We start from the raw sequence: 25,519 nt of genomic DNA, 5'->3' as shown, positions 1-25,519 counted from the left end.
GTTCGGCCGGCAGTCCCCGCAGGTGTCTCAGCGGGCGGGCGGCGCGCACCCGCCCGACACGGGCTGACTAGGCTGGATGGACACAAGAGCCGTACATCAGCGAGGAGCATCACCGTGGCGGTACGAGCGGTCCGGGGCGCCGTCCAGCTCGAACGGGACGAGGCCGGTCACATGGACGAGCAGGTCGGAGCCCTGCTCACCGCCGTCCTGGAGCGGAACGACCTCACGGCGGACGACCTGATCAGCATCTGGTTCACGGCCACGCCGGACCTGCACAGCGACTTCCCTGCGGCCGCCGCCCGCAAGCTCGGCATCGTGGACGTCCCGCTGATCTGTGCCCAAGAGCTCGACATAGAGGGCGCCATGCCCCGCGTCGTGCGGATCCTGGCGCACATAGAGTCCGACCGGTCCCGCACCGAGATCAACCACGTCTACCTGGGTGCCGCCGGCGCTCTGCGCAAGGACATCGCCCAGTGAGAACCGCACTCGTCGTCGGCACCGGCCTCATCGGCACCTCCGCCGCCCTCGCCCTGGTCAGCCGGGGCGTCCAGGTCCACCTCGCCGACCACGACCCCGAGCAGGCCCGGACCGCCGCCGCGCTCGGCGCCGGCACCGACGAGGCGCCCGAGGGGCCCGTCGACCTCGCGATCGTCGCCGCCCCGCCCGCCCATGTCGCCGGAGTGCTCGCCGACGCCATGCGCCGGGGCGTGGCCCGCGGCTACATCGACGTGGCCAGCGTCAAGGGCGGCCCGCGCCGCGAGCTGGAGGCGCTCGGCCTCGACCTCGCCTCGTACATCGGCACGCACCCCATGTCGGGACGCGAGAAGTCCGGCCCGCTGGCCGCGACCGGCGACCTCTTCGAGGGGCGCCCCTGGGTGCTGACGCCGACCCGCGACACCGACACCGAGGTGCTCAACCTCGCCCTGGAACTGGTCTCGCACTGCCGTGCCGTACCGGTCGTGATGGACGCCGACGCCCACGACCGCGCCGTCGCGCTGGTCTCCCACATGCCCCACCTGGTGTCCAGCATGGTCGCCGCCCGTCTGGAGAACGCCGAGGAGGCCGCCGTACGGCTGTGCGGCCAGGGCATCCGTGACGTGACCCGGATCGCCGCCTCCGACCCCCGGATGTGGATCGACATCCTCTCCGCGAACCCCGGGCCGGTCGCCGACCTGCTCACCGACGTCGCCGCCGACCTGGAGGAGACGGTCCAGGCACTGCGGGCCCTGCAGTCCTCCGACGAGGCCAAGCGCGGTGCGGGAGCCGTGGGCATCGAGGACGTGCTGCGGCGCGGGAACGCCGGCCAGGTGCGGGTACCCGGCAAGCACGGCTCGGCGCCGCGGACGTACGAGATCGTGGCCGTCCTCATCGACGACCAGCCCGGGCAGCTGGCCCGTATCTTCGCCGACGCGGGCCGGGCCGGGGTCAACATCGAGGACGTGCGCATCGAGCACGCGACCGGGCAGCAGGCGGGTCTGGTGCAGCTGATGGTGGAGCCGCAGACGGCGCCGGTACTCACGGCGGCACTGCGGGAGCGGGGCTGGGCCATCCGTCAGTGACGGGCACGGCCCTCCGCCAGTAAGGAGGCCTCCGGCGAGCCAGTACCCTTGTGCGGGGCCCCATCGCGCCCCGCACCCCACCACACCGCACCAGGAAGGTGTCCCCCCGTGGAAAACGGCGCCGCCCAGCCCGTGATCGTCGCCATCGACGGTCCCTCCGGCACCGGCAAGTCGAGCACGTCGAAGGCCGTCGCGGCGCAGCTCGGTCTGAGCTACCTGGACACCGGCGCCCAGTACCGGGCGATCACGTGGTGGATGGTGACCAACGGGATCGACATCGAGGACCCGACCGCGATCGCGGCCGTGGCCGGCAAGGCCGAGATCCTCTCCGGCACCGACCCGGCCGACCCGACGATCACCGTCGACGGCACCGACGTCGCCGCCGCGATCCGCACCCAGGAGGTCACCTCCAAGGTCAGCGCCGTGAGCGCGGTGCCCGAGGTGCGGGCGCGGATCACCGAGCTCCAGCGCTCGATCGCCGCCTCCGCCGTGGTGGGCATCGTCGTCGAGGGCCGCGACATCGGTACGACCGTGCTGCCCGACGCCGACCTCAAGATCTTCCTCACCGCCTCCCCGGAGGCCCGCGCCGCCCGCCGCAGCGGTGAGCTCAAGGGCGCGGACGTCAACGCCACCCGCGAGGCCCTGATCAAGCGGGACGCGGCCGACTCCAGCCGGAAGACCTCTCCGCTCGCCAAGGCGGACGACGCGGTCGAGGTGGACACCACCGAGCTCACGCTGACGCAGGTCATCGAGTGTGTCGTCACCCTCGTCGAGGAGAAGCGGGCCGGGAAGTGACAGCCGCCTCCGAGAAGGCCGTTCCCTCCGAGAAGGGCGCCGAGGTCGGGCGGCGCATCGGCGTCGGCCTGATGTACGGGCTGTGGAAGCCGCGCGTGCTCGGCTCCTGGAGGGTCCCCGCGACCGGTCCGGTGATCCTCGCCGTCAACCACTCCCACATGGTCGACGGCCCGATGGTCATGGGTGTCGCGCCCCGGCCGACGCACTTCCTGATCAAGAAGGAAGCGTTCGTCGGGCCGCTCGACCCGTTCCTGCTCGGCATCGGGCAGGTCAAGGTCGACCGGTCGGGCACCGACCGCACGGCCATCACCCAGGCCCTGGACGTCCTCTCGGCCGGTGGGGTCCTCGGCATCTTCCCGGAGGGCACCCGCGGCGAGGGCGACTTCGCCGCGCTGCGCGCCGGCCTCGCGTACTTCGCCGTCCGCAGCGGTGCCCCGATTGTCCCGGTCGCCGTGCTGGGAAGTTCCGACCGGCCCGGACGGTTGATAAAGGCGCTGCCTCCGTTGCGCAGCCGCGTCGACGTGGTCTTCGGCGACCCGTTCGAGGCGGGCGACGGCAGCGGACGGCGTACCCGCAAGGCGCTCGACGAGGCGACCGAGCGCATCCAGAAGCAGCTCACCGCGCACCTGGAAAACGCCAGGCGGCTGACCGGCCGCTAGGCGACACTGAGTAGTGGATCAGACCATCAGGAAGCGGTCGGTCCACCGATCACCACGATGAACGACGAGGTACGGACTTCATGAACGACCACATCCACTCCGGCGGCTCGGGCGAGCAGCACGACCACGGAGCGCTTGGCGATGCCGAGTACGCGGAGTTCATGGAGCTCGCCGCGGAAGAGGGCTTCGACGTCGAGGACGTCGAGGGCGCGATCGAGGAGGCCGGTCACGGGCCGCTCCCCGTGCTGGCCGTTGTCGGTCGCCCGAACGTCGGCAAGTCGACGCTGGTGAACCGCATCATCGGCCGCCGTGAGGCCGTCGTGGAGGACAAGCCGGGCGTCACCCGCGACCGCGTCACCTACGAGGCCGAGTGGGCGGGCCGCCGCTTCAAGGTCGTCGACACCGGCGGCTGGGAGCAGGACGTCCTCGGCATCGACGCCTCCGTGGCCGCCCAGGCCGAGTACGCGATCGAGGCCGCCGACGCCGTCGTGTTCGTCGTCGACGCCAAGGTCGGCGCGACCGACACCGACGAGGCGGTCGTACGACTGCTCCGCAAGGCCGGCAAGCCCGTGGTCCTCGCCGCCAACAAGGTCGACGGCCAGAGCGGTGAGTCCGACGCGGCCTACCTGTGGGCCCTCGGCCTCGGCGAGCCGCACCCCATCTCCGCGCTGCACGGCCGCGGCACCGGCGACATGCTGGACGCCGTCCTGGAGGCGCTGCCGGAGGCTCCCGCGCAGACCTTCGGCACCGCGATCGGCGGTCCGCGCCGGATCGCCCTGATCGGCCGCCCGAACGTCGGCAAGTCCTCGCTGCTGAACAAGGTCGCCAACGAGGAGCGGGTCGTCGTCAACGAGATGGCGGGCACCACCCGTGACCCGGTCGACGAGCTCATCGAACTCGGTGGCGTCACCTGGAAGTTCGTCGACACCGCCGGTATCCGCAAGCGCGTCCACCTCCAGCAGGGCGCCGACTACTACGCCTCGCTGCGCACCGCGGCCGCCGTCGAGAAGGCCGAGGTGGCGGTCATCCTGATCGACTCCTCCGAGTCCATCTCGGTGCAGGACCAGCGGATCGTGACGATGGCCGTCGAGGCCGGGCGCGCGATCGTGGTCGCCTACAACAAGTGGGACACCCTCGACGAGGAGCGCCGCTACTACCTGGAGCGGGAGATCGAGACCGAGCTCGGCCAGGTCGCCTGGGCGCCCCGGGTCAACGTCTCGGCGCGCACCGGCCGGCACATGGAGAAGCTGGTCCCGGCGATCGAGACCGCGCTGGCCGGCTGGGAGACCCGGGTTCCGACGGGCCGCCTGAACGCCTTCCTCGGCGAGCTGGTCGCCGCCCACCCGCACCCGATCCGGGGCGGCAAGCAGCCCCGCATCCTCTTCGGCACCCAGGCCGGCACCAAGCCGCCGCGGTTCGTGCTCTTCGCCTCCGGCTTCATCGAGGCGGGCTACCGCCGCTTCATCGAGCGCCGGCTGCGTGAGGAGTTCGGCTTCGAGGGCACCCCGATCCATATCTCGGTGCGGGTGCGCGAGAAGCGCGGCGCCAAGAAGAAGTAAGCGCTGGAACAGCAGAAGGGCGGCCCCTGTCGGGGCCGCCCTTCTCGCTTCGTCAGAAGCCGCGGCGCTGGCCGGGCGGCAGTGCCGGCACATGCTGCACCATCGTGCCGTGCTGCCCGATCTGTCCCACGCGCTGCCACTGCGACTGCTGCTGCCCGACGCGGGCGCTGTGCGCACCCGCGCTGTAGGCGCTGTACGAGCTGCTGAACGACCCCGGCCGGTGGCCCCCGTACGAGTCGAGACCCTGGGGGAGGCTTCCGAAGGCGGTGAACCCCAGCTCCTCCTCGCCACTGCGGTCACCCGGCAGCGAGCGGAACGACTTGACGTACTCGGCGTAGAGCGCGTCGTAGATCGGCGTGGCCGATGGGCCGCACAGTGGGTCCGGAGTCGGTCGCGCGGACGGGATCGACTGGTAGGACTGGCGGCGGGGAACGTCGTAGGTGTGCACGTATGTCCAAACGACACCGGGCAGCATGAGATGCGGCCGCGGAAGCGCCCGTTGGGGGCGCGGGCCGCGGCCTCAGGTGCTCAGGTCCCCGCGAGCGGCATCGCCACGGCGACCAGCTTGCCGTTCGCCGCGGCCTTGTCGATCGCGTCGCGCAGCAGGTCCTCACGCGGCTGACGCCCGATCGATCCCACCGGCGCCGCGAACATCAGCACCTGCTGGTGCTTGTTCGCCGCGGCCCGCCAGCTCTCGGTGACCTGGAGCGGCTGGTGCGCCTGCCACCACGCGACCGGCTGCCCGCCGTTCGAGCTCGGCTGAAGGACCGCGTGCAGCTGGCCCATCGCCAGCAGGACCGACCAGCCGTGCAGCACCGGCGGCACCTCGGACAGCTCGGTGACCGGCATGAACCCCTGCTCGATGAGCAGCGGCAGGAAGTCGTCGCCGGCGCCGGTCGTGCCGGGGCGCACGATGGGTCCCGTCGGCTCGACCACGAGCGCCGGGTGCAACTCCCCGGCGATCAGCACGAGTCCGCTGGTGACACCGAGCACCGCCTGCTCGGGCACGACCTTCTCGGGGTCCGGTTCGACGCGGTCGCCGCTGATGGAGCGGACGGCGCCCTGGAGCTGCTCCTCGGTGACCTGGACGACCTGTGAGGGCAGACAGGTGGCGTGGGCGAAGGCGAGGACGGCGGTCTCGTCGCCGATGAACAGGACGGTGCTGGTGCGCTCCGCTTCGGAGTCGCCCGGGGTGCGGCAGGACGTGCAGTCGTAACTGCCGGGGGCGTTCTCTCCGGCGAGCAGCCGGTCGGCCTCATCGTCGCCGATCTCGGCGCGAACCTCGTCGCTGACGTCGAGCATGCGCGGCACGGGTGACTCCCTCGGGAAGCGGTGCCCGGGTGAGTCCCGGGCTCATGAAGAAGACAACGGCCGATCTGTGGCGGGAGTCACGCTCCAGAGCGAACGGAATCGAACCATCCGGCGCACAGGGTCACGCCGGGCGCGGAATCGGGCACTCACCGTCAATTGCTAGGAAATCCAAGGAAGTTGGTTGCGTGAAGTGGGTCACAGATCGTCTGGGTGACTGGTCGACAAATCAGGAAATCCGCGAATGAAGTGGGTGGCCGAAAGAAGTCGCTACCGACGGTAACGGCGAAGTGGCCTGGAACGACAAGGAGTTGGTTGATACCGGGCGGTCGCCCTCCCTAGATTCCTCGGCCGTGTGCAACGAGCACCGCTCGGGTTCGTCCGCCGGCCGTACCGAAAGCCAGCTCGCAGCACCTGCCTCCGGCGGACGGGGCGGAGCGCGACGAGCCCGCCCCTGTGCGGGGAACGTGCCCCGCCTTGGGGGACCCGGGTCCTTCGAGAGGGATTCACATGTCCGAATGTGCCGATACCAACCGCGACCACACACGTAAGGCGCGAACGACGGCGGCGCTCGCCGGGGCGGCCCTGCTCGCCCCGCTCGGGCTGCTGGCCGCGACCGGCGACGCCGCGGCGGCCGACAGCGGGGTGTGGGACCGCATCGCCCGGTGCGAGAGCGGCGGCGACTGGCACATCAGCACCGGAAACGGCTACTACGGCGGCCTCCAGTTCTCCGCCTCCACCTGGCGCGCGTACGGCGGCACCGCCTACGCGGCGACGGCGGACAAGGCGAGCAAGGGCCAGCAGATCGCCGTGGCCACCAAGGTCCAGCGCGCCCAGGGATGGAACGCCTGGCCGACCTGTTCCGCCCGGGCCGGGGCGTACGGCAGCGCCCCCGCGGTCTCCGTCGGCTCGGCCACGACGAAGGCCGCCCCGGCCAAGCCGTCGAAGGCGCCGGCGCGTTCCGAGAGCCACTCGGACCGCGGCGCGTCCCGCGGCGACCACACCGTCCGCGCCGGCGAAACCCTCAGTGGCATCGCCGCCCGGCACGGGACCACCTGGCAGCGCCTCTACGCCGCCAACAAGGCCGTCATCGGCGGTGATCCCGACATGATCGTGCCCGGGCAGCGACTCGAACTCTGAGCTGCTCCCCCCTTCCCGGGCACAGGGTCCCGCCCGCTCGGTCCGCCGACCGGGTGGGGCCCCCGGGACCCTGCGCCGCGTATCGACGGCCCCGCGCGAGGCCCTGCTTAGCGTGGGCCGATGTACCGCAAGCCGATCGAACTGCTCCTCGCCGTCTGTCTGCTCGCCGGAGCCCCCGCCCCGGCCTTCGCGGCCCCACCGCCCCCCGCCCCCGGGCCACAGCCCACGCCCGTGCCGTACGACTGCGCCCGGGACGGGTGGCCCTGGTCCTGCGTCGCGCTGTGCGAGAGCAGCGGGCGCTGGGACGCCGACACCGGCAACGGCTTCTACGGCGGACTCCAGTTCTGGCAGCCCACCTGGGAGGAGTTCGGCGGTCTGACGTACGCCCCGCGCGCGGACCTCGCCACCCGCGAGCAGCAGATCGCCGTTGCTCAGGAAGTGCTGGCAGTGCAGGGGTGGGAGGCCTGGCCGGTGTGTGCCGAGAGGTACGGGCTCAAGGGCCGGATGCACACCGTGAAACCCGGCGACACGCTCTCGGCGATCGCCCGCGAGTACGGCGTCCCGGGCGGCTGGCAGGCGCTCTACCTGGCCAACAAGGACATGATCGGCCGCGATCCGGGCCGGTTGAACGTGGGCACGATGCTGGCCCTCCCGAAGGACACCGAGAGCGCTATCCGGAGTTCGGCCGTGTTCGGGCCGCCCTTGTCGGCGGGTCCAGTTCGGCCGCCTCTCCGCTGAACACGACCGTGCCGCGGCGCAGTTCGTAGACCAGCGTCGCCCGGCCGTGCGGGACCGGCGGCAGCCGCTGCTCGGCGACGACCACGCACGCGTCGAGGCCGCTCAGCAGGTCGTAGGTGCGGGCCGCGACCGCCGGTGACATGCCCTGCGCGGGTTCGTCGACGAGCACCACGCGCGCGCGTGCCAGCAGCGCGCGGGAGAGCGCGAGCATGCGCTGCTCACCGCCGGACAGGGTGCCGGCGCGGCGCGGCAGCAGGGCCGCGAGCTGCGGATAGGCGTCGAGGGCACGGTCGTACGAGGGGGCGGCCAGCGTCAGGTTCTCGCGCACCGTCAGGGAGCCGAACACCGCCTGCCGTTCGGGGACCAGGCACACACCGCGCCGGGCGCGTTCGTGGGCGGGCATCCGGGTCACGTCGGTGCCGTCCCACACCACGGCGCCGCCGGAGAGCGGCACGGTGCCGGCGAGGGCGCGCAGCGCGGTCGTACGGCCGCTGCCGTTGCGGCCCAGGAGGACGGTGAGGCCGGGGCCGGGGGCGGCGAGGGTGATGCCGTGCAGGGCCTCCAGGGGGCCGTAGCGCACGCGCGCGTGGCGGAGCGAGAGGGTGGTCGGCGTCATGGGGTGGCCGTCCGCAGGGTGTCCAGGACGTGTTCCGGGGGGCCCGAGGCGATGATGCGGCCCGCCGTCATGACGTGGACGACGTCGGCGAGGTCGGCGACCAGGTCGAGGTCGTGCTCCACCACCAGCAGGGCCGTGCCGTCGGCGGCCAGCGCCTTCAGGACGCGGGCCAGCGCGGTGACTTCGGCGGTGTCCAGACCGGCGGCGGGTTCGTCGAGGAGGAGTACGCGCGGGGCGCCGGCGAGGGCCCGGGCGAGCTCCGTGCGGCGCAGGGTGCCGGTGGGGAGGCCGGCGGCGGGGAGTTCGCGGACCGGGCCGTCCAGGGCGAGGAGCCGCAGGGTGCGCCCGACGGCGGCCGGATCGGGGACACGGCCCTGCTCGGCGCCCACACGGACGTTTTCGGCCACGGTCAACGACGGGAAGATCGCGAGCTGCTGGAAGGTGCGGGCGACCCCGAGGCGGGTGCGGGCATGGGCGGGCAGGGAGGTGATGTCCCGGGTGCCGAGGAGGATCAGGCCGCCGGTCGGCGTGAGCGTTCCGGCCAGGCAGTGGAACAGGGTGCTCTTGCCCGCGCCGTTGGGCCCGATGACCGCGGTGACCCGGCCGGGCGGGATGTCCAGGTCGACGCCGTCCAGGGCGGTGAAGCCGCCGTAACGGGCCCGGAGGCCGCGGGCCTCGAGCGTGCGTGCGGGTGACTCCGCCGGACGTGCGGCGACGGTCGCCGGCGGCGCCGGGATCCGCGGCGACCGCGGCTCCACCGGCCGCAGCCTCGCCCGAACCCCCTCCCCGAGCGGCGTCAGCACCACCGCCCGGCGCAGCCGCAGCCGCCCCGCCGCCGTCCGCAGCGCCTCGTACGGGCCGCCCGGGAACCGGCCCACCAGCACCGCCAGTACGCCGATCAGGGCCGCCGCCATGCCGCCCCGCGCCCCCGCGTCCAGTCCGACCAGCAGGGCCGCCGCCAGGAGCGCGCCCAGCGTGCTGTCGGCGCCCAGGACCACCACCGCGGCGAACCACAGCAGCCCGCGCACGGGGTCGAAGGCGCCGGGGTCGAAGGCGCGCAGGCCCATGCCGAGCATGCCGCCGCCGAGGGCGGCCAGGGCCGCGCCCGCGACGAACGCCAGGAGTTTCAGGGACGGCACCCGGACGCCCGCCGCCTGAGCGCCCGCCTCGTGGTCGCGCATCGCCGCCAGCGCCCGGCCCGTGCGGCCCGTACGGAGCAGGCGGGTCGCCAGCAGGGCCGCCGCCAGCAGCGCCAACTCCAGGGCGTAGTACGCGCGGTCGCCGTCGAAGCCCGACGGGCGCCCCAGTGACAGCCCCGAGGTGGCGTAGGGCTGGGCGAAGACGAAGCGGCTCACGCCGACGCCCACCGCGAAGGTGGCCAGCGCCAGCGCCAGGCCCCGGCGGCTGATCGCCGGCCAGCCCGTCAGAAGGCCGAGGGGCGCCACCAGCACGACCGCCAGCGCCAGTGCGGCCAACTCGGGCAGTCGGGGCAGTCCCGGGAAGCGGCCGGCCGCCAGGAGCGCGGTGAACAGGGCGCCCAGTCCGGCGTAGGCCGCCTGCCCCAGCGAGATCTGGCCGCCCCGGCCCGTGACCACCACCAGCGACAGCAGCACCACACCCAGCGCCGGCACCTGTACCGACGTCGTCAGATCCGGGCCCGCGAAGCCGAGCGGGAGCAGGAACAGGACCACCGCCACGATCCACGCGCCCGGCGGCGTCGGCACGCGCGCGGTGGCCGTGCGCGGCAGGGCGTCGCGGCCGCCGACACGGGGGAGTGCGAGCGCCGCGACCAGCAGCGCCACCACGAACAGGTTCGCCCCCACCGCCTGGAGCAACGGCTCGCCCCAGCCCGACGGATGCAGCCGGGTCAGCTGGCTCTGCGCCACCCCGATGCCCAGCGCGACCACCACGGCGACCGGCAGGCTCCGCATCCGGGCCGCCACCGCGACCGCCACCACCTCCATCACCAGCAGCGGCAGACCGTACGGGTCCAGGCGCACATATGGCGCCAGGAGTACGCCCGTCAGGCCCGCCGTGAACGAGCCGAACGCCCAGCCCGCCGCGGCCACCCGGTCCGCGTCGATCCCGCCCAGGACCGCCAGTTGCCGGTCGTCGACCACCGCCCGCAGCTCCCGGCCGAAGCGCGTCCAGCGGATCAGTGTCCCGACGGCCACGGACAGGACCAGGACGACGGCCAGCTGTCCCCACGGATCCGCCGACACCAGCTCCGGCGCGTCGTCCCGCGCCCCCTGCCCCCACACCAGCGCCGCCCCGCCCACCAGCAGCACGAACACGCCGATCGACGCGACCAGGGTCTGCGCCGGGTCGCCGCCCAGGACCGCGAGCGGCCGGAAGACGAACCGTTCCAGCGCCAACCCGATCCCGGGCGCGAGGACCAGCAGCGTCACCGTCGCGCCCGCCCACAGCGGCCAGCCCCACTCCACGACGCAACTCCGCAGCGCGTACGCGCACACCATGGCGATCGCCCCGTGCGCGAAGTTCAGGACGCCGGTCGCCCGGTACGTCACGATCAGGCCGATCCCGGTGAGCGCGGCGGCGCTGCCGACCGAGAGTCCGGCGAGTGTGAGGTCGTAGGTGAGCGAGGACATCAGTCGGTTTCCTCGACCGGCTCGCAGATGGGGCAGGGACCCAGCTCGCCGCTCGCCACCAGCTTGGCGTCCACCGGCACGGCCTCCACCTTCCCGGAGACCAGCGGACAGTCCGCGCGGTGCCACAGGGTGCCGCCCGGCACCATCAGCAGGTCGCCGCTGACGGCCAGGGGAGCGGTGGCCGGACGCGCGGGATCGTCCTCGGGCTCGGTGGCCACCAGCAGGCCGTACAGCTCCTCCACGCGCAGCGCGGCGATCGTGTTGCGGCCGTGCGCCAGCAGTACGGCCCCCGCGATGATCAGCGCTGCGCCGGGAACGGTGCAGGAGGCCAGGTAGGGCAGCTGCCGTTCGGCGTAACGCTCGCCCGAGATGCCGTACCAGCCGATGACGCACAGCACCGCGCCCGTGGCGAGCGCGGCCCAGCCGGCCCACAGGACGGGGTGCACGGTCCGTAGTCGGGCTGTCCGCATCTCTGGCTCCCACATGTCGTGTGCCTGTCCATGGCGGCCAATCTTTTGCACTATGCCTTCTGGAAGCTGACCCTGAAAGCACCGGGCGCACATGGCCCGGACCGACACCCGGTGGTGAGCCAGATGGTTCTCGGGAGCGACCGCAAGTGGGGGAACGGCAGCCGAGGGCTGGTGGCGACGGTGTTCGTCCTCGCCGCGGCCCTCACGGCGTGCAGCGACGACAGCGGCGGGAACGAGAGCCCGTCCGTGACTCCGACCCCGGAGACGACGACCAGCGCGCCGCCGACGAGCGCGCCGGCCAGTGGGCCCGCCGACCAGGCGGCGGCCGAGAAGGAGGTCAAGGAGAACTGGGAGAAGTTCTTCGACCCGAAGACCTCCACCAAGGAGAAACAGGCCGTCCTGGAGAACGGTGACAAGATGGGGCCGGTCCTGGCGGCCTTCAGCGGTGACAAGCGCGGCGGACAGGTCGATACCCAGGTCACCGACGTGGAGTTCGGCTCACCGACCCAGGCGACCGTCACGTACACGCTGCTCCTGAACGGTGCCACCGCCCTGCCCGACACCAAGGGGACGGCCGTCGAGCAGGACGGCACCTGGAAGGTGTCCGTCAACACGCTGTGCGCGCTGGTCCAGCTGAGCGGCAATGCGTCGGCGTCGGCCCTGCCGGGCTGCTGAGGCCGTCGCCGCGGTGCTGCTGCTCGCCCTGAGCGCGGCCTGCGGCAGCCGGCTGCCGGAGAGCGACTTCGGGCACGGGGAGCGCTCCGGCCCCGCACCGGACAGCGCGCCGATCCGCGTCGGCATCGTCACCAGCGCCACCAGCCCGGTCGGCGGCGACACCTTCGTCGACCCGCGCGACGGGGCCAAGGCCTGGTTCGACCGGCTCAACGCGCGCGGGGGCATCGACGGGCGCCGGGTGGAGGTCCGCGAGTGCGACGACGGGGGCAGCGGCGTCGGCAACAACACCTGTGTGCACCGGCTGATCGACGAGGACGAGGTGGTGGCCCTGGTCGCCACCACCGCCCTCGACTACGCGGGCGCCTCCCGGGTCTCCCACGCGCGCGTGCCCGACATCGGCGGCCAGCCCATCGGCGCCGCCTACGACACCTACCCCCACCTGTACGGCGTCTACGGCAGCCTCGCGCCCCGCGACGGCACCAAGGGCTGGGACGGCAAGCAGTACGGCGGCACCGAGGTCTACCGGTACTTCAAGCGCGAGCACGGGGCGCGTACGGCTGCCGTCGTCTCCTACAACCAGGCCGCCTCGGCCGCCTACGCCCGGCTCGTCGAGCGGGGTCTCGAAGCCGAGGGCTACAAGGTGGTGAGCGAGCAGGTCGACTTCGCGCTGCCCAACTTCCGCGCGGTCGCCGCCGACCTCAAGGAGCAGGGGGCGGACCTGGTCTTCGACGCCATAGACGCGCACGGCAACGCCCGGCTGTGCGAGGCGATGGACGACGTCGGCGTCCGGGTCACCGCCAAGGTCACCAACGTGCAGAACTGGAGCTCCGCCGTCCCCGACGCCTACAAGGACTCCCCGAACTGCCGCAACGCCCTGTGGGCCACCGGGTCCAGCCGCAACTACGAGGACACCGGCCACGAGGCGGTACGGGAGTTCCGGGACGCGACCAAGGGGCTGAAGACCCATTCCCAGTGGCAGTTGGAGGGGTGGGCCGCCGCGATGTGGTTCACGGAGGCCGCCGAGGCCTGCGCCAAGGCGGAGGGCGGCGTCACGCGCGCGTGCGTGGACGCGTACATGGACCGCAGCGAGGACTGGACCGCCGACGGGCTGCTGGTGCCCGTCCGGTTCGACCGGCTGGCCGAGCCACCGACGACCCGCAGGACGTGTCTGTCGGTGGCCCGGTGGCGGGACGGCACGGGATGGGAGTCACAGGGCGACATGGACGACACCTGCTTCGACGTGCCGCAACTGCCCTACTGACCCGCCCGGTTCGTCGCGTCACCTCAGTGAGGCGAAGAACTCCCTGACGTCGGCGGCGAGCAGCTCCGGGACCTCCAGGGCGGCGAAGTGGCCGCCGCGGTCGAACTCCGTCCAACGGGCCAGGGTGTTGGCCTGCTCGGCCCAGCGGCGGATCGCCACGTCCTCGCCGAAGTTGGCCACCGCGGTCGGAACTCCGGAGTTCGACACCGGGAACCAGTCGCCGACGTGGCTGTTCTCGTAGTACATGCGGGCCGCCGAACCGGCCGTCCCCGTCAGCCAGTACAGCATCACGTTGGTGAGCAGCGTGTCCCGGTCGATCGCGTCCTCGGGCAGCGCGGCCGAGGAATGGGTCCACGCCTGGAACTTCTCCATGATCCAGGCGAGCTGGCCGACGGGGGAGTCGGTGAGGGCGTAGGAGAGGGTCTGTGGGCGGGTGGACTGGAGGGCGTTGTAGCCGAAGCCGTCCGTGGTGAACTCGGCGATGCTCGCGAGGCTCCGCAGCTCACGGTCGGTCAGCCCCTGCCTGGCCTCCTCGTCGACCGGGCCGAGCGGGATGAAGCCGACCGACGCGGCGTTCACATGGACGCCGAGCACCGCCTCGGGGGCGACCCGGGCGAGTGCCGGCGAGACCAGCGCGCCGACGTCGCCGCCCTGGGCGCCGTAGCGCTCGTAGCCGAGCCTGCGCATCAACTCGGCCCACGCGCGGGCGACCCGGTTGACGTTCCAGCCCTTCTCGCGGGTGGGCCCGGAGAACCCGAAGCCCGGGAGGGACGGGATCACCAGGTGGAAGGTGTCGCCGAGCCGGTCGATCAGGCCGAGGAACTCCACCACCGAGCCCGGCCAGCCGTGCGTCAGGATCAGCGGCAGCGCGTCCGGCGCCGTGGAGCGGATGTGCAGGAAGTGCACCTGGGCGCCGTCGATCTCCGTGACGAACTGCGGGATCTCGTTGAGGGCCGCCTCGTGCTTGCGCCAGTCGTAGCCACTGCGCCAGTAGGTCGCGAGGTCGCGGAGATACGGCAGTGAGGCGCCGTACTCCCAGCCCGCGTCCGGCAGTTCGTCCGGCCAGCGGGTCAGGTCCAGGCGGGTGTGGAGGTCGTCCAGCCGGCCCTGGGGGATGTCGATCCGGTAGCTGTGCACGCTGTTGTCTGCCATGAGTCCAAGGTAGGAACCCTTGCGGACAGCGACTGTCCGCAATCCCTGCCAGACTCGCTTTCATGTTGGAGACCTCGGCACGACTTCTGCGCCTGCTCTCGCTTCTCCAGGCCCACCGCGACTGGTCCGGCGCCGACCTCGCCGACCGGCTCGGCGTCACCCCGCGCACCGTGCGCCGGGACGTGGACCGGCTGCGCGAGCTGGGTTACCCGGTCAACGCCAGCCCCGGCACCGGTGGCGGCTACCAGCTGGGCGCGGGTGCCGAGCTGCCGCCGCTGCTCCTGGACGACGACGAGGCGGTCGCCGTGGCCGTCGGGCTGCGCACGGCCGCCGGACAGGGCATCGAGGGCATCGGTGAGACCTCGGTGCGCGCCCTCGCCAAGCTGGAGCAGGTGCTGCCGAGCCGGCTGCGCCGCCGGGTGGGCGCCCTGAACGCCTTCACCGTGCCGATGCTGAGGGGACCGCAGCCCTCCACCGTCGACCCGGCCGTGCTGACCGAGCTCGCCCACCTCTGCCGGGACGCCGAGCGCCTGCGCTTCGAGTACCGCAGTCACCACGGGGAGCCCAGCCGCCGTACCGTCGAACCCCACCGCCTGGTCTGCACCGAGCGCCGCTGGTACCTGGTCGCCTGGGACCTCGACCGCGACGACTGGCGGACCTTCCGCGTCGACCGCATCACCCCGAAGCCGCCGCACGGGCCCCGCTTCACCCCGCGCACACCGCCGGCCGAGGACCTCGCCGCGTTCGTCTCCCGGGGCGTCTCCACGCGCGCGTACGCCGCGCACGCCGTCATCCGGCTGCTGGTGCCGATCGAGGAGGCGGCCGAGCGGGTCTCACCGAGCGCCGGGCAACTGGAGGCCGACGGCCCGGACGCCTGCGTCCTGCGCACCGGGGCCGCGAGCCTGGACGTGATGGTGATCCACGTGATGCTGATGGGCTTCGAGTTCGAGGTGCTGGAGCCCGCCGAGCTGACCGAGGCGATCAGGACGGCTCACGACCGGCTTGCTCGCTCTTTGGCTCGGGCTGAGGGGTCAGCGCCGCGTACTCGGGATGGTGCAGGTCGAACGCCGGTGACTCGGAGCGGATCCGGGGCAGCGTCGTGAAGTTGTGCCGCGGCGGCGGACAGGAGGTCGCCCACTCCAGGGAGCGGCCGTAGCCCCAGGGGTCGTCGACCTCGACCTTCTCGCCGTACTTGGCGGTCTTCCAGACGTTGTAGAGGAACGGCAGCGTGGAGATGCCCAGCAGGAAGGCGCCGATCGTCGAGATCGTGTTGAGCGCGGTGAACCCGTCGGCGGCGAGATAGTCGGCGTACCGGCGCGGCATGCCCTCCGCGCCCAGCCAGTGCTGCACCAGGAACGTGGTGTGGAAGCCGACGAACAGCGTCCAGAACTGGATCTTGCCGAGGCGTTCGTCGAGCATCTTGCCGGTGAACTTGGGCCACCAGAAGTAGCAGCCGCCGAAGATCGCGAAGACGACCGTGCCGAAGACGACGTAGTGGAAGTGGGCGACCACGAAGTACGAGTCGGAGACATGGAAGTCCAGCGGCGGTGCCGCCAGGATCACCCCGGTCAGACCGCCGAACAGGAACGTCACCAGGAAGCCCGTCGCCCACAGCATCGGCGTCTCGAAGGACAGCGAGCCCCTGATCATGGTGCCGATCCAGTTGAAGAACTTCACCCCGGTCGGGACGGCGATGAGGAACGTCATGAAGGCGAAGAACGGCAGCAGCACCGCGCCCGTGACGAACATGTGGTGCGCCCACACCACCACCGACAGGCCGGTGATCGCCATCGTCGCGCCGACCAGCGTCAGATAGCCGAAGAGCGGCTTGCGGCTGAAGACCGGGAGGATCTCCGTGATGATGCCGAAGAACGGCAGCGCGATGATGTACACCTCGGGATGGCCGAAGAACCAGAACAGGTGCTGCCACAGCAGCGCCCCGCCGTTGGCGGCCTCGAACACCTGGGAGCCGAAGCGCCGGTCCGCCTCCAGCACCAGCAGCGCGGCCGCCAGCACCGGGAACGCCATCAGGATCAGGATCGACGTGAACAGCGTGTTCCAGGTGAAGATCGGCATCCGGAACATCGTCATGCCGGGCGCGCGCATCCCGATGATGGTGGTGATGAAGTTGACCGCGCCGAGGATCGTGCCGAAGCCGGCCAGCGCCAGGCCCATGATCCACAGATCGGCGCCGACGCCGGGCGAGCGCTCCAGGCTGTTGAGCGGCGCGTAGGCGAACCAGCCGAAGGCCGCGGGCCCCGAGGGCACCAGCAGCGAGCCCAGCACGATCAGCCCGCCGAAGAGGAACAGCCAGTACGACAGCATGTTCAGCCGTGGGAAGGCCACGTCGGGCGCGCCGATCTGGAGCGGCATCAGCTCGTTGGCGAAGCCCGCGAAGCTCGGGGTCGCGAAGAGCAGCAGCATGATCGTGCCGTGCATCGTGAACAGCTGGTTGAACTGCTGGTTGTCGATGATCTGGAGCCCGGGGCGGGCGAGTTCGGCGCGCATCAGCAGCGCCATCAGCCCGCCGATCAGGAAGAACACGAACGACGTGATCAGGTAGAGATGGCCGATCTTCTTGTGGTCCGTGGTGGTCAGCCAGTCGACGATCACCCGGCCGTGGTGCTTGGTCGGTACGGGTCGCACCGTCGTCTGCACGGTCTCGGTCCCCATCGCTCGCTCGCCCCTTCGCTCGTCGCGTCCCGGGTCCGCCGTCATGATGCTCGCGTCGTCGCGTACGGCGACAGGGGGCGTACGGGGGTTCTGTGTCGGATCCGTGTTTTTCCTACGCGGTGTCAGCTCCCGCGATCCCACACCGAATCGGAATGGAAAGGCTCCGACGGCACGTCTTCCGGCACTTTCCGTCCGGTTATTCGCGGAGCGGCTCCGACACGCGGGAATTACGTTCGATTGCGCGCGGAAGGCCTACGGAACCGCCCGTACGTGTGACACCCGCCGCGGTAGCGGCTGATGTATCTCCGGCGGAAACGGCTGTCGGCATCCTGTGACAGAAGCGTGACCGGAGAGGGATCAGTGACCCACAGTGTCCTGATTCCTGGCCCCGTGCCGTGGACAGGGCCTAGCGTGGCCGTATGGCACCGATACCGACACCACCCGCCGAACCCCACGACAGCCCGGACGCCTACGTCGGCCTGGACTCCGACAGTGCCGAGCGGCTCGCCCGAGGCAAGGGCTGGTCGACCGTGCGCTCGCTGCCCCCGGGGGCGATCATCACGATGGAGTACCGCGCCGGCCGGCTGAACTTCGAGGTGAAGGACGGCCGCGTGGCCCGCGCCTGGAAGGGCTGACGCACCTCGTGGCGGACGACGACGGCCCCGGTTCCTGGAGCGGAACCGGGGCCGTCGGTGCGGGGTGGGTGTGTGCGTACCGTCCCCGCCGTCCGCCGACTAGCCGCCTGTCAGGGGGCGGGCCGCCGAGGTCGTGCCGCGTGCGACGCGGTCCGGCTGGGGCGGCCGGCGAGGGCCGACCGGGGTGATCGGGGTGCGCTCCGAGCGGGCCGTGTGGGGGCCCGGTGCCAGATGGACGGGCGTCCGGGCCGAGCGGGCCGCGGGCTCGCTCTGGGTGGCGGGGGTGCGCGGCTTGAGCGGCATCGGGACCTCGACGGGATGGACGGTCGCGGGAGCCGTACGGCCGGCCCGCCAGCGGTCGCGCAGGTCGAAGATGGCGTTCTCGGTGCGGGCGATGAGCGGCTCGCACCACGGCAGCGCCAGCAGGATCAGCAGCCCCGCGACCCAGCCGAGCAGCACGTCGCTCAGCCAGTGCGTGCCGAGGTAGACGGTGGCGAGGCCGACGCCGAGCGAGGTCACCGCGGAGACGGCGGACAGCCATCTGCGGGCTCTCGGGGTGGAGGCCAGATAGGCCAGGATGCCCCAGGTCACCACGGCGTTCGCGGTGTGGCCGCTGGGAAATATATCGCCGCCCAGGCCCATCTCGTTCGCGCCGATGGTGGTCGCGTAGTGCGGGCCGAGCCGGCCCATGCCCAGCTTGGCGGCGCCGACGGTGATGTTCAGCAGCAGCAGCGAGGCGCCCAGGGTGAGCAGCGGCCGCAGGGTGTGCTGCCGCCAGGAGCGCCAGCCCAGCCAGGCCGCGACCATCACCGCGGTCGGGCCGCGCTGGCCGAGCACCACGTAGTAGTCCACGAACCAGTGGATCTCCGCCCACTGCTGGTACGGCCGGAAGAACATGACCTGCCAGTCCAGGCGGACCAGCCACGATGTGTCGACCACGAGCCACACGATCGCCAGGTAGAAGGCGAGGCCTCCGGCGATCAGCGCGACCCGGTGCCGGGACATTTTCGGCATGTCGATGTGGGCCGGTCGTTCCGGCTCACGGTCCAGCCTGGCGAACACCCGGTCCAGACGGGTGAGGTTTCGTTCGGTACGCACCCAATCGACGTTACAGCGAGTGAGGTCGGATGCCCGTCGAATCCACGGCTTTGTGATGACGATGTGATGTGGGATTCCTCTCAGGAAGAGGTTTATTTCCGAGGAATCCACTATCCGGTCCGGTTACCTCCTTCAATTCCTTTGATCATTCCGGGTTCCGGTTTATGGGCGCTTATGAATTCGTTCACCGAATGATGGGGCGGAATTATCCGGCCGCTCATCGGACCCCGCGAGTCGATCATGGCGGACCCGAGCCGTTCAGCCAGAACGCCCCGTACACGGCCGACGCGAGCGCGATACCGCCCACCACCAGCACCGACCGGGAGGTGCGCAGCCTCGCCAGCGCGAGGGCGAGCGGGAACAGAAGGGGGAAGGCGGGAAGCAACAGGCGCGGTTTCGAGCCGAAGTAGCTCGACGCGCACAGGGCGAGCGCGGTGACGACCCCGGCGTACACCAGGAGCGGCAGCGGCTGACGCTGCCGTACGCAGATGACGTACAGCCACACCACCAGGCCGACCCCGATGATCAGCCCCACCCCGGCGAGGGCCGACGGGAAGGAGGCGAACTTCTCGCCGACGAAGCGGGCGAAGGCGTAGCCCCCGTCGAACCCGTTGCGCCAACCCGCCTGGACGTCGAGATAGCCGAGCGGGCCCTTCCCGGTGCGGTGACCGACCCAGAGGACGTAACCGGCGGCGCCGAGGGGGGCGAGGAGCATGCCGAGGGCTCGGGGCAGGACGGGGGCGGGGGTCAGGGCGGGGGTGCTGTCCGCCCGCGCCGCATTTCGGTCCCGTACGAACGAGGCGATCGCCGTCACCCACACCGCGGCGACCACCGCGAGCCCCACCGGACGGGTCAGGCCCGCCAGGGACGCCAGGGCGCCCGCGAGCACCCAGCGGCCCGTCAGCACCGCGTACAGCGACCACGCGGCGAGGGCGGTGAACAGCGACTCGCTGTACGCCATCGACTGCACGATCCCCACCGGCAGCAGCGCCCAGACCAGCACGGCGCAGACCCCGGCCCTACGGCCGTACACATGGTCCGCGACCGCGAAGATCCCCCAGGCCGCGGCGAGCGAGGCGAGCAGGCTGACGACGAAGCCGGCGTCGGCGTAGGACAAGGGGGAGATCGCGGCGAGGCCCCGCTCCAGCCAGGGCAGCAGCGGGAAGAAGGCCAGGTTGGAGTGGACGTCGCCGTTGGGCAGGCGCACCTCGTAGCCGTATCCCAGCTCGGCGACCCTCGTGTACCAGAGGGAGTCCCAGCGGGCCGTCAGCAGTGTGTACGCGCTCTTGTCGCGCGCCGCGCTCCACAGGGTCAGGGTGAGCAGGCCCAGGGCACGGACGGCCGCGTACCCGAGGAGGGCCGGGGCGGCGCGGCGCAGGGCGCTCGGCGTCGGCGCCGGGCGCGTCTCAAGATCGGTCACGGATCCGATTATCGAGGGCCGCCCGAACCGCGGGGCCCGCCTGGGGCGTATCAGCAGGGGAAGGGTAGTGGCGTACGCCACACGGGTTCGGCGCGGAGTGTGAGAGGTCCACCACTTGGCCGACGCGTGAACTCGCGTACGCTGACGTGTCACTCGCCTTCGTTGCGCGGGCCGGAGATCACCGCTCCTCTCCGGCCGAGATCACGGGGAGTCCCCACCCCGTGTGCCCGCCGATCGCGAGGGAACATCTGGGAGGTACGTGCATGTCCGGGACGACCACGGCCGCCGCTGCGCTGCGCCGTCGGGCGGCCGGCGCCGGTGCCAACCGCTGGGTCGTCCTCGTCGTCCTCTGTGTGAGCCTGCTGCTGGTCGCGGTCGACGCGACCGTGCTGCACGTGGCGGTCCCCGCCGTCACCGAGGACCTCAAGCCCGGCGCGATAGAGCTGCTCTGGATCGTCGACGTCTACCCCCTCGTCTGCGCCTCGCTGCTGATCCTCTTCGGCACCCTCGGCGACCGTGTCGGCCGCAGACGGATCCTCCTGCTCGGCTACGCCCTGTTCGGCGTCGCCTCCGGTCTGGCAGCCCTCGCCGACAACGCGCAGGTGCTGATCCTGGCCCGGGCCCTGCTCGGCGTCGGCGGCGCGATGATCATGCCCGCCACGCTCTCGATCCTGCGCCAGGTCTTCCCCGACCGGCGTGAGCGCGCCCTCGCCATCGGCATCTGGAGCGCGGTCGCCGCGGTCGGCGCGGCCGTCGGCCCGCTGCTCGGCGGCTTCCTCCTCGAGCACTTCTGGTGGGGCTCGGTCTTCCTCGTCAACATCCCGCTGATGCTGGTCAGCCTGCCGGTGGGCCGGCTTCTGCTGCCCGAGTCGAAGGGGTCGGGCCAGGGTCCCTGGGACGTGGTCGGCGCCCTGACGGCCGCGGCGGGCCTGTTCGCCCTGGTCCTCGGCGTGAAGCGGCTCGGCAGCGGAGAGCTCGACGAGATCACGGCGCTGCCGCTGCTCGTGGGCGCCGCGCTGCTGGTCCTCTTCGTACGACGGCAGCGCAGCCGCAGCCATCCGCTGGTGGACCTGGGGATGTTCTCCCGGCCGGCCTTCAGCACCTCCGTCGGCTGCATCGTGCTGGCGATGCTCGCGCTGGTGGGCCTGGAACTGATCGCGGCCCAGTACCTCCAGCTCGTGCTGGGACTGTCCCCGCTCGAGACGGGGCTGCGGCTGCTGCCGCTGACCGTCGCGGCGATGGCGTCCGGACTGGCCGGCGCGCGGATGCTGCGGCGGTTCGGCCCGCGCCGCATGGTCTGCTTCGGTTTCGTCCTGACGGCGCTGGCCGTGCTGACCCTGCTGGCCATGGGCGGCGAGGACAACGCGCCTCTGCTGCTCTTCGGTTTCGTCCTGCTGGGCTTCGGCCTGGAGACCACGCTCTTCGGGGCGTACGAGTCGATGCTGAGCGAGGCTCCGCCGGAGCAGGCGGGCGGGGCCGCGGCGATCGGCGAGACCTCGTACCAACTGGGCGCCGGCATCGGCATCGCGCTCCTCGGCAGCGTGATGAACGCGGCGTACGCGCCCGGACTCTCCTCGGTGCAGGGCGTCCCGGCCGCCGACTCGGCTCGGGCGGGGCACTCGCTCGGCGAGGCCTACGAGATCGCCGGGCGGCTCGGCGGTTCGGCGGGAGAGACCCTGCGCCGCACCGCGCGGGACTGTTTCGTGCACGGACTGCATGTCACGCTGCTGGTCAGCGCGGGCCTGCTGCTGCTCGGCGCGGTGATGGCGCTGCGGCTGCCGCGGACCATGCAGTGCGAGCCGACGGTCGCCGTCGAGGTTCCCGCGCCCCGGGAAGTCGCCGAGTCCCGCGTCTCCGCCTGAGGTACTGGACGTGCGCGACACTGCACCCGTAACGTCGGCCGCAGAGTCGTAACTAGCGCTGCTAGTTTTTAGTCGCCGGAGGGTGCCCCATGTCCGCGTCCGCGAAGCTGCCCCCGTTCGATCCCGCCGATCCGCTCGGCATCGACGACCTGCTGGACCCGGAGGACCTGGCGATCCGGGACACCGTGCGGTCCTGGGCGGCCGACCGCGTGCTGCCGTATGTCGCCGAGTGGTACGAGAGCGGCGAGCTGCCCGGCATCCGTGAACTCGCCCGTGAGCTCGGCGGGATCGGGGCGCTCGGGATGTCGCTCACCGGCTACGGGTGCGCCGGGGCGAGCGCCGTGCAGTACGGGCTCGCCTGTCTGGAGCTGGAGGCCGCCGACTCCGGGATCCGCTCCCTCGTCTCCGTGCAGGGTTCCCTCGCCATGTACGCCATCCACCGCTTCGGCTCCGAGGAGCAGAAGCAGGCCTGGCTGCCGGGCATGGCCGCCGGCGAGATCATCGGCTGCTTCGGGCTGACCGAGCCCGACCACGGATCCGACCCCGCCTCCATGCGGACGTACGCGAAGAAGGACGGCACGGACTGGGTCCTCAACGGGCGCAAGATGTGGATCACCAACGGGTCCGTCGCCGGGGTCGCCGTGGTGTGGGCGCAGACCGACGAGGGGATCCGCGGATTCGTCGTACCGACCGACGCGGCCGGGTTCTCGGCGCCCGAGATCAAGCACAAGTGGTCGCTGCGGGCCTCCGTCACCAGCGAACTCGTCCTCGACGACGTACGGTTGCCCGCCGACGCGGTGCTGCCGGAGGTCGTCGGGCTCAAGGGCCCGCTGAGCTGTCTGTCGCACGCCCGGTACGGGATCGTCTGGGGGGCGATGGGGGCGGCGCGGTCCTGTCTGGAGTCGGCCGTCGACTACGCGAAGTCGCGGGAGCAGTTCGGGCGGCCCATCGGTGGCTTCCAGCTTACCCAGGCCAAGCTCGCCGACATGGCGGTCGAACTGCACAAGGGGATTCTGCTCGCCCACCACCTGGGGCGGCGCATGGACGCCGGCCGGCTGCGTCCGGAGCAGGTCAGCTTCGGCAAGCTGAACAACGTGCGGGAGGCGATCGAGATCTGCCGGACGTCGCGCACCATCCTCGGTGCCAACGGGATCTCCCTCGAATACCCCGTCATGCGGCACGCGACCAACCTGGAGTCGGTGCTCACCTACGAGGGCACCGTCGAGATGCATCAGCTGGTACTGGGCAAGGCGCTCACCGGGCTCGACGCGTTCCGGTAAGCCTCTCCGTCGAAGCCTTTCGGTGAACCCTGCGCGGGGGCAGGGCCGGTGAGCGGCCCTGCCTCAGCTCTGGTTGAAGAAGCCGTCCGTGCGGTGCGCGGCCGGGGCGCCGTTCACGATCTCCGTGTTGGCGGGGGTCAGCAGGAAGACGCGTGTGGACACGCGCTCGATGGAACCGCGGAGCCCGAAGATCAGGCCGGCGGCGAAGTCGACGACACGCTTGGCGTCGGTCGCCTCCATCGCGGTCAGGTTCATGATGACGGGGACCCCGTCCCGGAAGAGCTCGCCGATGGCGCGCGCGTCCCGGAAGCTGTCGGGGGTGACCGTGCCGATGCGACGGCCCTTCTCCTCGGCGACGTCCGAGGCCACCTTGACCCGCGGGTCGGTGACCCAGGCATCCCCGGGCTCGGTTCCTTCGGAGTAGCCGTCGTCGTCGTAGTAACGCTCGTCATCGTTGTCGTCAACGAGGCCCAGCCAGGCACTCGCCTTGCGCACCGATCCCATGGACGCCTCCTCTCACAGCGGTCTTTCTCTCTTTACGTATCCCTATCGTCATCCATGATGCGGATGACGCGCCATGTGGATAGACGCCGCGCGGGGGGTTTGTGACGGTACTGGTGCACAGCGCATCCGTCGAGAGCCCGCGTTTCACAAGGGCCGTTTCCCATACGGCTGCTGACTGTGAGTGAAATATGATTCTTCACGGCGTATGGGTGACGGGCGGAGCGTACGGGTGAACGAGGGCCGATACGATGCCGCCGCTCAACGTCGTACCAACCACGGGGGATCGTCATGTTCGGAATCGTCAGGCCCTGCCGTCATCGGCTCGGGGAAAATCTCAAGACGCAGTGGATGGCGCATTTGTGCGGGCTGTGTCTCGCGCTGCGCAAGGACCACGGGCAGTTCGCTCGGATCGTCACCAACTACGACGGCCTGCTCATCTCGGTTCTGACGGAGGCTCAGGCCGACCGCGTCTCCTCGGGCCGGCGTACGGCGGGACCGTGCCCGTTGCGCGGAATGCGGACCGCGTCCGTCGCCGCCGGAGAGGGCGCGCGGCTCTCGGCCGCCGTCTCGCTGGTGCTCGCCTCGGCCAAGGTCCGCGACCATGTCGCCGACGGGGACGGGCTGCTGGCCCGCAGGCCGGTGGCGCTCGCGGCGCGCCGGGTCGCGTCGAGCTGGGGAGCGGCGGGCGCCCGCAGCGGCTCCGCGGTCGGGTTCGACACCGCGGTGCTCGTCGACGCCGTGGACCGGCAGCTCGGCATCGAGAGCCTTGCTGGGCTCGGCACGCCGATCCTGACCGTCACCGAACCGACCGAGACGGCCACCGCGGCAGCCTTCGCGCACACCGCGATCCTCGCCGGACGGCCGGGCAACACCGAGCCGCTCGCCGAGGCGGGGCGCCTCTTCGGCCGGCTCGCGCATCTCCTGGACGCCGTGGAGGACCGGGAGACCGACGCCGCGGCCGGTGCGTGGAATCCGCTCACGGCCACCGGCACCTCCCTGGCGGAGGCCCGGCGGCTCGCCGACGACGCCGTGCACGGGATTCGGCTCGCACTGCGGGAGGCAGAGTTCAGCGACCCGAAGCTGGCGCACGTGCTGCTGGTGCACGAGCTGCGGACGTCCGTGGACCGGGCCTTCGGCAGCTCCTCCTGCGGACACGCGGCCGAGCTGTCCCACCCCTACGCGCCTCCCGGGCCCGGCGGTCCGGGCTTCCCGCCCCCGGAGCCGCCCCGCCGGGACCGGCGCGGGCTGCTCGCGGGGTGTGCGGTGTGGCTGGGGCTCGCCTGTACGTGCCAGATGTGCTGCGGCGAGTTCGAGGACCCGTGGACCGGGCAGCGCCGCGAAGGGCTGTGCAGCCAGTGCGACTGCGGCAGCTGCTGCGACTGCTGTGACTGTTGCAGCTGCTGCGGGGACGGTTGTTGCTGCGATGGGTGCGGGTGCGACTGCTGATTCGACGTGGAGACGTAGGGGTGCGGGTTGTTCGGCGGCCGCGGGTGCGTGGTGGCCTGT

The 25,519-nt window shown here is 71.7% G+C and carries 23 protein-coding genes and 1 pseudogene; 14 read left to right on the top strand and 10 right to left on the bottom strand.

Translation table 11 applies throughout. The annotated features are described in order from the left end of the window. Positions 1–114: 114 nt before the first annotated feature. The 5 genes from aroH (at position 115) to der (ending at position 4,572) form a co-directional block, all read left to right on the top strand. Positions 115–477, top strand: coding sequence for a chorismate mutase (gene aroH / locus ABKA17_RS32095; protein ID WP_353695806.1), 363 nt, complete (start codon positions 115–117; stop codon positions 475–477). Beyond that, positions 474–1,559 (top strand): prephenate dehydrogenase, encoded by a 1,086-nt coding sequence (locus ABKA17_RS32090; RefSeq protein WP_353695805.1) that lies wholly within the window; start codon positions 474–476, stop codon positions 1,557–1,559. The genes aroH and ABKA17_RS32090 overlap by 4 nt, the downstream gene beginning before the upstream one ends. 108 nt (positions 1,560–1,667) lie before the next feature. Next, on the top strand, positions 1,668–2,354 hold the full coding sequence (cmk, locus tag ABKA17_RS32085) for a (d)CMP kinase (protein WP_353695804.1): 687 nt from the start codon (positions 1,668–1,670) through the stop codon (positions 2,352–2,354). Between the two features lie 71 nt (positions 2,355–2,425). Continuing rightward, positions 2,426–3,013, top strand: a complete 588-nt coding sequence (locus ABKA17_RS32080) for a lysophospholipid acyltransferase family protein (RefSeq protein WP_353695850.1) — start codon at positions 2,426–2,428, stop codon at positions 3,011–3,013. Positions 3,014–3,093: 80 nt separating this feature from the next. After that, the gene (gene der, locus ABKA17_RS32075) at positions 3,094–4,572 is read left to right on the top strand and encodes a ribosome biogenesis GTPase Der (RefSeq protein ID WP_353695803.1); all 1,479 of its coding nucleotides are present in this window, start codon (positions 3,094–3,096) and stop codon (positions 4,570–4,572) included. Positions 4,573–4,624: 52 nt separating this feature from the next. Here der and ABKA17_RS32070 read toward each other — a convergent pair whose 3' ends face one another. Together ABKA17_RS32070 and ABKA17_RS32065 are read right to left on the bottom strand one after the other, a co-directional pair. Beyond that, complete coding sequence (locus tag ABKA17_RS32070) at positions 4,625–5,020, bottom strand: hypothetical protein (protein ID WP_353695802.1); 396 nt, start codon at positions 5,018–5,020, stop codon at positions 4,625–4,627. A gap of 80 nt (positions 5,021–5,100) precedes the next feature. Further along, on the bottom strand, positions 5,101–5,883 hold the full coding sequence (locus ABKA17_RS32065; RefSeq protein ID WP_353695801.1) for a DUF8842 C-terminal domain-containing protein: 783 nt from the start codon (positions 5,881–5,883) through the stop codon (positions 5,101–5,103). 507 nt (positions 5,884–6,390) lie between these two features. On the opposite strand from ABKA17_RS32065, the gene ABKA17_RS32060 reads away from it, so the two are divergent. Continuing rightward, positions 6,391–7,020, top strand: a complete 630-nt coding sequence (locus ABKA17_RS32060) for a LysM peptidoglycan-binding domain-containing protein (RefSeq protein WP_353695800.1) — start codon at positions 6,391–6,393, stop codon at positions 7,018–7,020. A 120-nt stretch (positions 7,021–7,140) separates the two neighbouring features. Next, positions 7,141–7,758 (top strand): transglycosylase family protein, encoded by a 618-nt coding sequence (locus ABKA17_RS32055; protein ID WP_353695799.1) that lies wholly within the window; start codon positions 7,141–7,143, stop codon positions 7,756–7,758. On the opposite strand, the gene ABKA17_RS32050 is transcribed toward ABKA17_RS32055, so the two are convergent. Genes ABKA17_RS32050 through ABKA17_RS32040 form a run of 3 tightly spaced genes read right to left on the bottom strand, consistent with a single transcriptional unit; the run spans position 7,691 to position 11,453 of the window. Next, positions 7,691–8,374, bottom strand: a complete 684-nt coding sequence (locus tag ABKA17_RS32050; RefSeq protein ID WP_353695798.1) for an ATP-binding cassette domain-containing protein — start codon at positions 8,372–8,374, stop codon at positions 7,691–7,693. The two genes, ABKA17_RS32055 and ABKA17_RS32050, sit on opposite strands and share 68 nt — an antisense overlap. Further along, on the bottom strand, positions 8,371–10,983 hold the full coding sequence (locus ABKA17_RS32045) for an ABC transporter permease subunit (RefSeq protein WP_353695797.1): 2,613 nt from the start codon (positions 10,981–10,983) through the stop codon (positions 8,371–8,373). Before ABKA17_RS32045 ends, ABKA17_RS32050 begins: the two co-directional genes overlap by 4 nt. Then, positions 10,983–11,453 carry a hypothetical protein gene (locus tag ABKA17_RS32040; protein WP_353695796.1) on the bottom strand — a complete coding sequence of 157 codons (471 nt, stop codon included), beginning with the start codon at positions 11,451–11,453 and terminating at the stop codon, positions 10,983–10,985. Before ABKA17_RS32040 ends, ABKA17_RS32045 begins: the two co-directional genes overlap by 1 nt. Positions 11,454–11,576: 123 nt before the next feature. Between ABKA17_RS32040 and ABKA17_RS32035 the strand changes: the two genes are divergently transcribed. Both ABKA17_RS32035 and ABKA17_RS32030 read left to right on the top strand, forming a co-directional pair. Beyond that, a complete protein-coding gene (locus tag ABKA17_RS32035; RefSeq protein ID WP_353695795.1) occupies positions 11,577–12,128 on the top strand; it encodes an MTB12 C-terminal domain-containing protein in 552 nt (183 codons plus the stop codon). Further along, the gene (locus tag ABKA17_RS32030; RefSeq protein ID WP_353695794.1) at positions 12,097–13,389 is read left to right on the top strand and encodes an ABC transporter substrate-binding protein; all 1,293 of its coding nucleotides are present in this window, start codon (positions 12,097–12,099) and stop codon (positions 13,387–13,389) included. Before ABKA17_RS32035 ends, ABKA17_RS32030 begins: the two co-directional genes overlap by 32 nt. Positions 13,390–13,407: 18 nt before the next feature. Here the strand turns inward: ABKA17_RS32030 and ABKA17_RS32025 are convergent, their stop codons facing one another. After that, entirely contained in the window at positions 13,408–14,541 is a 1,134-nt protein-coding gene (locus ABKA17_RS32025; protein ID WP_353695793.1) for an epoxide hydrolase family protein, read from the bottom strand. 62 nt (positions 14,542–14,603) lie between these two features. On the opposite strand from ABKA17_RS32025, the gene ABKA17_RS32020 reads away from it, so the two are divergent. Continuing rightward, on the top strand, positions 14,604–15,644 hold the full coding sequence (locus ABKA17_RS32020) for a helix-turn-helix transcriptional regulator (RefSeq protein WP_353695792.1): 1,041 nt from the start codon (positions 14,604–14,606) through the stop codon (positions 15,642–15,644). Here the strand turns inward: ABKA17_RS32020 and ctaD are convergent. Then, positions 15,643–17,214 (bottom strand): annotated as a pseudogene (ctaD, locus tag ABKA17_RS32015) (aa3-type cytochrome oxidase subunit I); the annotation flags it as partial. The gene ABKA17_RS32020 and the pseudogene ctaD overlap by 2 nt on opposite strands. A 419-nt stretch (positions 17,215–17,633) precedes the next feature. On the opposite strand from ctaD, the gene ABKA17_RS32010 reads away from it, so the two are divergent. Continuing rightward, positions 17,634–17,849, top strand: a complete 216-nt coding sequence (locus ABKA17_RS32010; protein WP_353695791.1) for an I78 family peptidase inhibitor — start codon at positions 17,634–17,636, stop codon at positions 17,847–17,849. Between the two features lie 99 nt (positions 17,850–17,948). On the opposite strand, the gene ABKA17_RS32005 is transcribed toward ABKA17_RS32010, so the two are convergent. Next, a complete protein-coding gene (locus ABKA17_RS32005; protein WP_353695790.1) occupies positions 17,949–18,947 on the bottom strand; it encodes a phosphatase PAP2 family protein in 999 nt (332 codons plus the stop codon). A 238-nt stretch (positions 18,948–19,185) separates the two neighbouring features. Continuing rightward, entirely contained in the window at positions 19,186–20,367 is a 1,182-nt protein-coding gene (locus tag ABKA17_RS32000; RefSeq protein ID WP_353695789.1) for a glycosyltransferase family 39 protein, read from the bottom strand. A gap of 263 nt (positions 20,368–20,630) precedes the next feature. Here ABKA17_RS32000 and ABKA17_RS31995 point away from each other — a divergent pair, with 263 nt between their 5' ends. Both ABKA17_RS31995 and ABKA17_RS31990 read left to right on the top strand, forming a co-directional pair. Next, the gene (locus ABKA17_RS31995) at positions 20,631–22,229 is read left to right on the top strand and encodes an MFS transporter (protein ID WP_353695788.1); all 1,599 of its coding nucleotides are present in this window, start codon (positions 20,631–20,633) and stop codon (positions 22,227–22,229) included. A gap of 89 nt (positions 22,230–22,318) precedes the next feature. Continuing rightward, complete coding sequence (locus ABKA17_RS31990) at positions 22,319–23,509, top strand: acyl-CoA dehydrogenase family protein (protein WP_353695787.1); 1,191 nt, start codon at positions 22,319–22,321, stop codon at positions 23,507–23,509. Between the two features lie 63 nt (positions 23,510–23,572). Here the strand turns inward: ABKA17_RS31990 and ABKA17_RS31985 are convergent, their stop codons facing one another. After that, complete coding sequence (locus ABKA17_RS31985) at positions 23,573–24,013, bottom strand: cell division protein SepF (RefSeq protein ID WP_353695786.1); 441 nt, start codon at positions 24,011–24,013, stop codon at positions 23,573–23,575. Positions 24,014–24,301: 288 nt separating this feature from the next. On the opposite strand from ABKA17_RS31985, the gene ABKA17_RS31980 reads away from it, so the two are divergent. Beyond that, positions 24,302–25,459: a DUF5685 family protein gene (locus ABKA17_RS31980; protein WP_353695785.1), complete on the top strand. Its 1,158-nt coding sequence runs from the start codon at positions 24,302–24,304 to the stop codon at positions 25,457–25,459. Positions 25,460–25,519: the final 60 nt, after the last annotated feature.

The organism is Streptomyces sp. RG80 (genome assembly GCF_040446465.1).
GTDB lineage: Bacteria > Actinomycetota > Actinomycetes > Streptomycetales > Streptomycetaceae > Streptomyces.
This window is presented reverse-complemented; position numbering and strand designations above follow the sequence as displayed.

What these genes read in the sequence shown, in the direction of transcription:
- ABKA17_RS32035 (WP_353695795.1), top strand. Translation starts at nt 11,577, where the DNA reads ATGGTTCTCGGGAGCGACCGCAAGTGGGGGAACGGCAGCCGAGGGCTG.
- ABKA17_RS31990 (WP_353695787.1), top strand. Translation starts at nt 22,319, where the DNA reads ATGTCCGCGTCCGCGAAGCTGCCCCCGTTCGATCCCGCCGATCCGCTC.
- ABKA17_RS32010 (WP_353695791.1), top strand. Translation starts at nt 17,634, where the DNA reads ATGGCACCGATACCGACACCACCCGCCGAACCCCACGACAGCCCGGAC.
- ABKA17_RS32080 (WP_353695850.1), top strand. Translation starts at nt 2,426, where the DNA reads ATGTACGGGCTGTGGAAGCCGCGCGTGCTCGGCTCCTGGAGGGTCCCC.
- ABKA17_RS32055 (WP_353695799.1), top strand. Translation starts at nt 7,141, where the DNA reads ATGTACCGCAAGCCGATCGAACTGCTCCTCGCCGTCTGTCTGCTCGCC.
- ABKA17_RS32030 (WP_353695794.1), top strand. Translation starts at nt 12,097, where the DNA reads ATGCGTCGGCGTCGGCCCTGCCGGGCTGCTGAGGCCGTCGCCGCGGTG.
- ABKA17_RS32050 (WP_353695798.1), bottom strand. Translation starts at nt 8,374, where the DNA reads ATGACGCCGACCACCCTCTCGCTCCGCCACGCGCGCGTGCGCTACGGC.
- ABKA17_RS31985 (WP_353695786.1), bottom strand. Translation starts at nt 24,013, where the DNA reads ATGGGATCGGTGCGCAAGGCGAGTGCCTGGCTGGGCCTCGTTGACGAC.
- ABKA17_RS32025 (WP_353695793.1), bottom strand. Translation starts at nt 14,541, where the DNA reads ATGGCAGACAACAGCGTGCACAGCTACCGGATCGACATCCCCCAGGGC.
- ABKA17_RS31980 (WP_353695785.1), top strand. Translation starts at nt 24,302, where the DNA reads ATGTTCGGAATCGTCAGGCCCTGCCGTCATCGGCTCGGGGAAAATCTC.
- ABKA17_RS32045 (WP_353695797.1), bottom strand. Translation starts at nt 10,983, where the DNA reads ATGTCCTCGCTCACCTACGACCTCACACTCGCCGGACTCTCGGTCGGC.
- der (WP_353695803.1), top strand. Translation starts at nt 3,094, where the DNA reads ATGAACGACCACATCCACTCCGGCGGCTCGGGCGAGCAGCACGACCAC.
- ABKA17_RS32060 (WP_353695800.1), top strand. Translation starts at nt 6,391, where the DNA reads ATGTCCGAATGTGCCGATACCAACCGCGACCACACACGTAAGGCGCGA.
- ABKA17_RS32040 (WP_353695796.1), bottom strand. Translation starts at nt 11,453, where the DNA reads ATGCGGACAGCCCGACTACGGACCGTGCACCCCGTCCTGTGGGCCGGC.
- ABKA17_RS32020 (WP_353695792.1), top strand. Translation starts at nt 14,604, where the DNA reads ATGTTGGAGACCTCGGCACGACTTCTGCGCCTGCTCTCGCTTCTCCAG.
- ABKA17_RS31995 (WP_353695788.1), top strand. Translation starts at nt 20,631, where the DNA reads ATGTCCGGGACGACCACGGCCGCCGCTGCGCTGCGCCGTCGGGCGGCC.